The following is a 9,002-nucleotide window of genomic DNA, read 5'->3' as shown; positions in this document are numbered from 1 at the left end:
GATCTCGAACTGCGGCACCCAGCACGCGCACATGGCGTTCCTGGTCGTCGCCGAGCCCCGGCAGGACTTCGACGCCTGGCTGGCCCGACTCGGCACGCCGGCCCGGCCGCCGCAGACCGACGCGCAGCGGCGCGGTCAGCAGGCGTTCCTGCAGGGCAGCTGCGCGGGCTGCCACGCCATCCGGGGCACCGGCGCCGACGGTCGGATCGGCCCCGACCTTTCCGACGTCGGATCCCGCTGGAGCATCGGCGCCGGCGCGGTACCGAACGACGGGGGTCACCTCGGCGGCTGGATCGCCAACTCGCAGACCGTCAAGCCGGGCAACTACATGCCTCCCCAGCAGGTCGGCGCGGGTCAGCTGCCCGATCTCATCGCCTACCTGCAGTCGCTGAAGTGATCGAAGGGAGGCAGACCCGTGTCCACGACCGCCGCATCGACGCCCGGTGCCAGCCGTGAGGATCTGGCCCGGCTGGAGGAACGCTGGGCCGAACGCCCGTCGTTGCGCTCGTGGTTCAGCACGGTCGACCACAAGCGGATCGGAAGGCGCTACCTGGTCACTGCGGCGCTGTTCTTCGTCCTCGCCGGGCTCAGCGCGCTGGCGATGCGGACCCAGCTGGCCCGCCCGGAGTCGCGACTGCTCTCCCCGCAGGAGTACAACCAGCTCTTCACCATGCACGGCACGGCGATGATCTTCCTGTTCGCCACTCCGATGCTCTTCGGCTTCGGCAACTTCCTGGTCCCGCTGATGATCGGCTCGCGGGACATGGCGTTCCCCAAACTCAACGCCTTCGGTTACTGGGTCTTCCTGTTCGCCGGGCTGTTCATGTGGGCCAGCCTGCCCTTCGGGGCCGCCCCGAACGGCGGCTGGTTCGCCTACGTGCCGCTCACCGAGGAACGGAACACCCCCGGCCTGCACATGGACGTCTACACCCTGGGCCTGCTCTTCCTGGGCGTCGCCACCACCGCCGCGTCGATCAACTTCATCGTCACCTCGCTCAAGCTGCGGGCCCCGGGGATGTCGCTGAACCGGGTGCCGTTGTTCGTCTGGGCGATCGTCGCCACCGCCTTCATGGTGATCTTCGCGTTGCCCGCGCTGAACGTCGACAACGCGATGCTCTTCCTCGACCGGCGCTTCGGCACGCACTTCTTCGATCCGGAGCACGGCGGCAACGTCCTGCTGTGGCAGCACCTGTTCTGGATCTTCGGTCACCCGGACGTCTACATCATCGTGATGCCGGCACTGGGCATCGTCTCCGCGGTGCTGCCCGCGTTCACCCGGCGGGGCGTGGTCGGCTACGCGCTGGTCGTGTTCGCCATGGCGTCGATCGCGATCATCTCGTTCGGGGTCTGGGTGCACCACATGTTCGCCACCGGCCTACCGCAACTGTCCTACAGCTTCTTCAGCGCGGCCAGCACGATCATCACGATTCCGTCCGGCATCCAGATCTTCGCCTGGCTGGCCACCATGCTGCTCGGCCGGCTGGTGCTCAAGGTCCCGTTGCTGTTCGTGATCGGCTTCATCGTGACCTTCGTGCTCGGCGGCTTCACCGGCGCCATGTTCGCGCTGACCGCCTTCGACCAGCAGGTCACCGACTCGTATTTCGTGGTGGCCCACTTCCACTACGTGCTCATCGGTGGGGCGCTGTTCCCGATCCTCGCCGCCGTCTACTACTGGCTCCCGAAGATCACCGGCCGGATGTACCACGAGAAGCTCGGCCGCTGGGCGTTCTGGCTGTTCTTCACCGGCATGCACCTGACGTTCTTCCCGATGCACCTGTACGGCCTGTTCGGCATGCCCAGGCGGGTCTACACGTACCCGGACGAGCCCGGCTGGGGCGGCTGGAACCTGGTCAGCACCGCCGGGTCCTACCTGCTCGCGATCGGGCTGCTGCTCGTCCTGATCGGAGTGGTGCACGCCGTGCGGTGGGGACGACCGGCACCACCGGACCCGTGGGGCGGCGACAGCCTGGAATGGTCCACCGACTCCCCGCCGAAGCCGTACAACTTCCCCGTCCTGCCGCAGGTGCACAGCCTCCACCCCACCTGGGACGACGCCAGCCGTACGTCGATGACCGAAGGCGCGACCGAGGACCGGATCCTGGCCGGCGGGCGGCAGACGCTGGTGACCAGCGAGCTGGACGGCCGGCGGGAACGGACGGTGGAAATGCCCGAGGCGTCCCTGCAACCGCTGCTGCTCGCCCTGGCCATGCTGGTGTTCTTCACCGCGCTGCTGTTCGCCTGGTACCCGGTGGCCGCCGGGGCCGCCCTCGTGGTGGCATCGACCATCGCCGTCTGGCTGTGGCCGCCCCGCCGACCCGACCAGGACCTCGGGGCTGCTCGATGAGCGCGCGGGGCGGCATCGCGGCGGCCACCAGCACGGAGGCGCTGACCACCGAGCAGCCCGTCGGCCGGTCGACCGGTTGGTGGGGCATGGTGATGTTCGTCGCCACCGAGGCGACCCTCTTCGCCTGCCTGATCGGCAGCTACTTCTATCTGCGGTTCCAGCACGGCGGTCCGTGGCCGCCGGACGGGCTCGCCGCGCCGACCCTGCCCCGTCCGCTGCTGATGACCGCGGTGCTGCTGCCCAGCAGCATCCCCATGGTGTGGGCCGAACGCGGCATTCGCCGGGGCCAGCTCTGGCGGCTGCGTGCCGGCCTGGCGGTGACCCTGGCGCTCGGCGTGACCTTCCTGATTCTCGTGGCCACCGAGTACGCCGAGAAGCTCCGCGAGTTCACCATCACCACCAACGCCTACGGCTCCCTGTTCTACGTCATCACCGGCTTCCACGGCTTTCACGTCCTCGTCGGACTGACGATGATCAGCTGGCTGCTCGCCGCCTCGCTGCGCCGCGGCACCTTCGGCGCCCGCCGCCACGACCGGGTCCGTATCGCCGCCATCTACTGGCACTTCGTCGACGTGGTGTGGGCCGCCATCCTGTTCACCATCTACCTCTCACCGAGCCTGTCGTGAGCACGCATCCCGGGCCTCGGGCCCGCCTCGCCGGCGGGCTGCTGCTCTGGTACGCGGTGCTCGGCGGCGCGATCGCCTGGGCAGTCCACCTCATCGCCGGCTGGAGTGTGGACGAGCTGACCTGCGCCAGTGGCTCGGAGCGGGTCGGTGCCCTGCCGTTGCGGACCGCGATCGGCCTGGCCGTGGTGCTGCCCGCCTTGGCGACCGTGGGCGCCCTGCTGGCCGCCGCGCTGCTCTGGCGGCGCACCGCGCGTACCCCGCAGGGCGTCGAGCCGGAGCGCCGGGTGGGCCGCAGCCGGATGCTGGCCGTGGTGGGCATCTGGCTGAACCTGCTCTTCCTGACGATCATCGTCCTGGGCGGAGTCGCCCTGATGGTGCTGCCGCCATGCCAGCGATGAGCGCCACCGCCGGCGGCAACCAGCCCGAGTCCGTCGTGGCCGGGCTGATCACCATGCTGCTCGCCGCCGGGCTGGCCCTGGTCGCGGCGGGTTACGGCCGGGGCGTACACGAGCTGTGGTCCCGCCGCGGCCGGGGGAACGTCCTGCCGGGCTGGCGGGTGGTCGCCTTCACCGCCGGCCTGCTCGTCGCCCTCGCCACCCAGAGCGGACCGGTGGCGGCCCTGGCCGTGCGCGGCTTCGCCGGCCACATGACCCAGCACATGCTGCTGCTGCTCGTCGCCGGGCCGCTGCTGGCCGCGGGGGCGGCCGGCCTGCCGTTGACCCTGGCCTGCCCGGCCACGCCACGCCGGTGGCTGGCTCGCCTCCGGGCCACCGCGGCCGTGCGATGGCTGCGCCGACCGGTGGTCATCGCGCTCGTCGCGGGCGGCACGCAGACCCTGGTGCTCTGGTTCTGGCACCTGCCCGCGCCCTATCTGGCCGCCGTACGGCACCCCGCGCTGCACGTCGTCGAGCACGTCTGCTTCGTCGGCGCGGCCTGGCTGCTCTGGGCGCCGGTCCTCGGCGCGGCCCGGCACCGGCTGCCGGTCCCGACCGGGATGCTGCTGCTCGTCGGGACGATGCTGCCGGCATCGGCGCTGGGCGCGGTACTCACCTTCGCGCCGAGGCCCATCTACCCGGCCGAGGTGCTCGGTGCCGATCCGCTCGCCGACCAGCAACTGGCCGGGCTGCTGATGTGGGCGCCGATGGACGTCGTGGTGCTGGTCGCCACACTCGCCGCTTTCCTGCGTTGGCTGGTCGGCCTCCAGCGGCAACGCCCGGAGCGGGTGACCTCGCCCGAGGTGGACGGCCACCTGCCGGCCCGAACCGGGGGAGTGGGGCGATGAACCGCCGAACACGCAGGCTGCCGAGGTGGCTGGGGCTGGGGCTGCTGCTCGCCGTCGCGGGCTGCGCCAGCACCCAACCGCCCCCGCCGCCGGAGGTCCGCGCCGGCCAGCCGGGCCGAGGGGCGGACCTCATCGCCCAGTACGGCTGCGGCTCCTGCCACACCATTCCCGGCATCAACCGGGCGGACGGGCTGGTCGGCCCGCCGCTGACCCGGTTCGGCGCCCGCTCCTACATCGCCGGGGAATTGGTGAACAACGCCGACAACCTGCAGCGCTGGATCGTCGATCCGCAGGCGGTCGAGCCGGGCACCGCCATGCCGAACCTGGGCATCCCGGCGATCGATGCCCAGGACATCGCCGCCTACCTCTACACCCTGGACTGAGCCGACATGAGCGAGCGTAGCGAGCGCCGGTGGCACCCCAGGCGGGCGTGCGTGTTCGGTGCCGTGCTCGCCCTGGCCGCCGGCCCGGCGGCCCTCGCCGCACCGACCACCCCCAGCCCCCCGGCGGGTGCCGGCACCGCCGCGACCGCGGCCCCCACACCGGGCGGCGAGCAGCTGTACCGGCAGAGCTGCGCCAGCTGCCACGGCGAGCAGGGGCGGGGCAGCCAACGCGGCCCCTCGCTGATCGGGGTCGGCCCGGCCTCGGTGGACTTCCAGCTCTCCACCGGGCGGATGCCCATCGCGGACGAGAAGCCGCAGCCCCGCCGCGCCGAACCGGTCTTCTCGGCGGACGAGATCGCCGCCCTGGTCGACCACGTCGCCAGCTTCGGCGGCGGCGGACCCCAGATCCCGCAGGTGGCGCCCGGAAACCTCCAGGCCGGGCGGGAGTTGTTCGCCGCCAACTGCGCACCCTGCCACGGCGCGACCGGCGCGGGTGCCCCGTTGACCGATGGCCGGACCGCCCCGGCGCTGTACGACGCGACACCGGTGCAGGTCGCCGAGGCCGTCCGGGTCGGCCCGGGCCTGATGCCGGTCTTCCCCAGCCAGGTGCTCACCGACCAGCAGGTCGATGATCTGGCCACGTACGTACGCCGGCTGCGCGACGAGCGGCTGGACCGGGGCGGCAATCCGCTCGGCCGGCTGGGGCCGCTGCCCGAGGGAGTGGTCGCCTGGATCGTCACCCTCGGGCTGCTCGTCACCGCCGCCCGCTGGTTGGGCCGGAGGGCGGGACAGTGAGGCGGCGTCCACCCGTCCCGGACGGGCCGCCCGGAGTGACCCGCCGGATCGCACTGTCCTTCCTGACCAGCGCCGCCGGCGCGATCGGGTTCGCCGTGACCTACGGCCTCGGCGGCCAGACCCAGTGGGAAGGGATCTGCCTCGCGGTGGCCTTCGGCGGGCTGGCCACCGGGCTGGCGATCTGGGGCCGGCGGCTCGTGCCGACCGGCGGCTACGTCGAGGAGCACGAGGGATTCACCCCGCCTCCGGACGAACAGGCGATGACGGCGGACGTGCTCACCGCGCCGGACAGTCCGGTACGCCGTCGGGGCCTGCTCGCCACGCTCGGGCTGGCGCTGACCGCACTCGGCGCCGCGGCGCTGTTCCCGCTCCGCTCGCTGCTGCCCTGGGACCGGACCGGACCGGTGCGGGCGTTGACGGAGACGCCGTGGCGACCGGGCGTACGGCTGGTGAACGCCGACGGGCGTCCGCTGCGACCCGACGACGTGCCGGCGGGCACGGTGGTCGGGGTGTTCCCGGAGGGCGACATCGAAGCCGGGGACGCGCCGGCCTTCGCGGTCCGGCTCCGCCCGGAGCGGTTCACCCGGCCACCGTCGGCCGGCCACCTCGACGGGCTGGTCGTCTACTCGCTGCTCTGCACGCACGCCGGCTGCCCGGTCCGGCTCTACCTCAACGGCACCGGCCGGATGCTCTGCCCCTGCCACCAGTCGTCGTTCAACCTGTTCGCCGACGCCGCACCCGTCGCCGGGCCCGCCGCCCGGCCGCTGCCCGGCCTGCCCATCGAGGTCGGCTCCGACGGCTATCTGCGCGCCACCGGAGATTTCACCTCCCCGCCCGGCGCCGGCTTCTGGGACCGGCCATGATTTTCGATCGGCTGGCCCGCGCGTTCGACGACCGGCTGCGGCTCTCACCGGTCGTCCGCAAGGCGTTGGCCAAGGTCTTCCCGGACCACTGGTCGTTCATGCTCGGCGAGATCGCCCTCTACTCCTTCGTCGCGCTCGTCCTCACCGGCGTCTACCTGACCTTCTTCTTCGATCCCAGCTCCGCCGACCGCGTCTACCACGGCTCCTACGCGCCGCTGGACGGCACGACCACCTCCGCGGCGTACGCCTCGACCGTGCGTCTGAGCTGGGACGTACGCGGCGGACTGCTGATCCGGCAGACCCACCACTGGGCGGCCCTGATCTTCGTCGCGGCGATCGTGGTGCACCTGATCCGGATCTTCTTCACCGGCGCCTACCGCCGGCCCCGCGAACTCAACTGGCTGGTCGGGGTCACCATGCTGACGCTCGCCCTGGCCAACGGCTTCACCGGCTACTCCATGCCCGACGACCTGGTCTCCGGCATCGGTCTGCGGATCATCGTGTCGGTGGGGGAGTCGATCCCGCTGGTCGGGGCGTGGCTGGTGTTCATCGCGCTCGGCGGCGAGTTCCCCTCCGACGAGATGATCCCGCGACTGTTCGTCACCCACGTGTTGCTGGTCCCCGCCGTGCTGGTCGCCCTGATCTCGGCGCACCTGGCGATGATCGTCCGGCAGAAGCACAGCCAGTTTCCCGGCGTGGGGCGGACCGAGCACAACGTGGTGGGCTCCCGGCTCTACCCGAGCTACTCGCTGCGCTCACTGGCGCTGTTCGCCTGGGTACTGGCGGTCCTGTTCGCCCTCGGCGGGCTGGTGCAGATCAACCCGGTGTGGATCTACGGGCCGTTCGCCCCGGCCCAGGCGACCGCACCGGTCCAACCCGACTGGTACGTCCTCTGGGGCGATGGTGCGCTGCGGCTGTTTCCGCCCTGGGAGATCCGGATCGCCGGCCACCTGGTGCCCGCCCCGTTCTTCCCCGGGGTGGTGCTCGGCGGCGTGACCTTCCTGGCGTTGTACGCCTGGCCGTTCGTGGAACGGTGGTGCACCGGCGACCGCCGCGCGCACCACCTGCTCGACCGGCCCCGCGATCACCCGGTCCGCACCGGCATCGGGGTGGCCGTGCTGACCTTCTTCGCGATGCTGGTGGTCGCGGGCGGCGACGACCTCATCGCGCGGCTGGTGCGGGTACCGATCTACGACGTGCTCAACATCCTGCGCGTGCTGGTCCTCGTCCTGCCGCTGCTGACCGGGACGCTGGCGTTCCTGCTCGCCCGGGCGCTGCGCGGCGGCGACGCGGCGCGCCTGGGCGAGCTGACCCGCGCCGACCTGCGCGCCGCCGGCCGGCGGTCGGGCACCGGCGAGCCCGCGCTCGGCCGCGCTGGCGACGAACCGGAGTTGCCGGCGCCTGACCGTCCGGGGGAGCGGGTGGAACTGTGGCCGGACGGTGACCGGTGGCGCTGGCGCTACCGCGACGAGCGGGCCGGCGTCGCCCTTCTCAGCAACCTTGAGGTGCGCACCGAGCAGGAGGCGGCGGATGCCGCCCGGCTCGCCTACCCCGGCGTCGACCACGTCGTGGTGCCCGGGCCGCCGCCCGCACCGCACCGGCGGACCCGCACCGCGCTGCGCCGCTGGGGCAACGCCGCGATGGGGGTCGCGCTGCTGGCCGCGGCCCTCCGTCAGCGGCGTAAGCGGGACGATGCCGGGCCCGAGGACGGGCCGTCGCCGCGCTGACCGTCCGCCCGCGCACCGCATCCGATCCGCCGGCCGGCATCGCCCGGCCGGTGGGCACCACATGAGGGTGGCCTACACGTCGACGTCGACGCCGACCCCGATGGGAAGCCAGCGCAGGGCGCGCCGGATCTCGTCCGGTGCCGCCGCGAATCCGCGTTCGACGTCGTCGCGCCCCTCCCGGAAGTGCTTCCAGCCCTCGTAATGCACGGGAATCGCGTTACGCGGGCGCAGCAGCCGGCACACCTCCACCGCCTGCGCGGCGGTCATCGAGTAGCGCACCGGCCCGGTGACCGGGAACTGGACGCCGCCGAGGTGAAGCAACGCGGTGCCGATCCGGAACCGGTCGGCCACCCGCCGTACCCCGCCGAAGAGAACCGTGTCCCCGGAGATCCACAGTGCCCCGTGCGCCTGTCCGGCCCAGCGGAGCACGAACCCCACCACCTCGCCGGCGACCGGCCGGCTCAGTGGCGGACCGTGTCGCGCCGGAGTGGCCGTGATCTCCAGGCTCGGCCGGCCCGGCGCCTCCAGCCTGGTCGTCGCCCATGGCCGGAGACCACGGGCGTTGCCACCCAGCCGCCGGGCACCGGAGACAGTGGTGATCACCTGCCCCGCCGTCGGCAGCAGCGCCCGCCCGGCGGCGTCGAGGTTGTCGCCGTGGTGATCGTGGCTGAGCAGCACGGCGTCGACGGGGGCGAGATCGGCGGCGCCGACCGAGGGACCGGTCAGCTTCCGGGACGACGTTCCCCAGCCGAAGGCGTACCGCTGGCCGGGCGGGTCGAACGTCGGGTCGGTCAGCAGACGCCATCCGGCGATGTCGAGGACGGTCGTCGGGCCGCCGACGTGGGTGATGCGTACCTCTGTCATGGTCTTTCGCTCCTGCCGTGTCTACTCGGTCAAGGTCTCGGTGGTGGCGAACCCGTCGCACCTGGAGGCCGTCGACCCGGTGCTGGAGGGCATCGTGCGGGCCAAGCAGGACCGCATC

At 72.4% G+C, this 9,002-nt stretch carries 10 protein-coding genes; 9 read left to right on the top strand and 1 reads right to left on the bottom strand.

Annotated features, from left to right (window positions below):
* The 9 genes from AB0M52_RS25480 to AB0M52_RS25440 all read left to right on the top strand — a co-directional run.
* On the top strand, nt 1–397 hold a 397-nt coding region (locus AB0M52_RS25480; RefSeq protein WP_363958452.1), incomplete at its 5' end, for a c-type cytochrome.
* 18 nt (nt 398–415) lie between these two features.
* Nucleotides 416–2,344: a cytochrome c oxidase subunit I gene (ctaD, locus tag AB0M52_RS25475; RefSeq protein ID WP_363958449.1), complete on the top strand. Its 1,929-nt coding sequence runs from the start codon at nt 416–418 to the stop codon at nt 2,342–2,344.
* Nucleotides 2,341–2,970, top strand: a complete 630-nt coding sequence (locus AB0M52_RS25470) for a heme-copper oxidase subunit III (protein ID WP_363958446.1) — start codon at nt 2,341–2,343, stop codon at nt 2,968–2,970. Before ctaD ends, AB0M52_RS25470 begins: the two co-directional genes overlap by 4 nt.
* Entirely contained in the window at nt 2,967–3,368 is a 402-nt protein-coding gene (locus AB0M52_RS25465; RefSeq protein ID WP_363958443.1) for a hypothetical protein, read from the top strand. The genes AB0M52_RS25470 and AB0M52_RS25465 overlap by 4 nt, the downstream gene beginning before the upstream one ends.
* A complete protein-coding gene (locus tag AB0M52_RS25460; RefSeq protein WP_363958440.1) occupies nt 3,356–4,252 on the top strand; it encodes a cytochrome c oxidase assembly protein in 897 nt (298 codons plus the stop codon). Before AB0M52_RS25465 ends, AB0M52_RS25460 begins: the two co-directional genes overlap by 13 nt.
* Nucleotides 4,249–4,635 carry a c-type cytochrome gene (locus AB0M52_RS25455; protein ID WP_111211951.1) on the top strand — a complete coding sequence of 129 codons (387 nt, stop codon included), beginning with the start codon at nt 4,249–4,251 and terminating at the stop codon, nt 4,633–4,635. The genes AB0M52_RS25460 and AB0M52_RS25455 overlap by 4 nt, the downstream gene beginning before the upstream one ends.
* Nucleotides 4,636–4,641: 6 nt before the next feature.
* Nucleotides 4,642–5,430 (top strand): c-type cytochrome, encoded by a 789-nt coding sequence (locus AB0M52_RS25450; protein ID WP_363958437.1) that lies wholly within the window; start codon nt 4,642–4,644, stop codon nt 5,428–5,430.
* Nucleotides 5,427–6,293 carry a Rieske (2Fe-2S) protein gene (locus AB0M52_RS25445; protein ID WP_363958434.1) on the top strand — a complete coding sequence of 289 codons (867 nt, stop codon included), beginning with the start codon at nt 5,427–5,429 and terminating at the stop codon, nt 6,291–6,293. Before AB0M52_RS25450 ends, AB0M52_RS25445 begins: the two co-directional genes overlap by 4 nt.
* The gene (locus AB0M52_RS25440) at nt 6,290–8,020 is read left to right on the top strand and encodes a cytochrome bc complex cytochrome b subunit (protein ID WP_363958431.1); all 1,731 of its coding nucleotides are present in this window, start codon (nt 6,290–6,292) and stop codon (nt 8,018–8,020) included. The genes AB0M52_RS25445 and AB0M52_RS25440 overlap by 4 nt, the downstream gene beginning before the upstream one ends.
* A gap of 72 nt (nt 8,021–8,092) precedes the next feature.
* On the opposite strand, the gene AB0M52_RS25435 is transcribed toward AB0M52_RS25440, so the two are convergent.
* On the bottom strand, nt 8,093–8,884 hold the full coding sequence (locus AB0M52_RS25435) for an MBL fold metallo-hydrolase (protein WP_363958429.1): 792 nt from the start codon (nt 8,882–8,884) through the stop codon (nt 8,093–8,095).
* Nucleotides 8,885–9,002 lie beyond the last annotated feature (118 nt).

The organism is Micromonospora sp. NPDC051296 (assembly GCF_040682255.1).
Classification (GTDB): domain Bacteria; phylum Actinomycetota; class Actinomycetes; order Mycobacteriales; family Micromonosporaceae; genus Micromonospora; species Micromonospora craterilacus.
The sequence above is the reverse complement of the archived record's forward strand: the minus strand, read 5'-3'. Positions and strand labels throughout refer to the sequence as shown.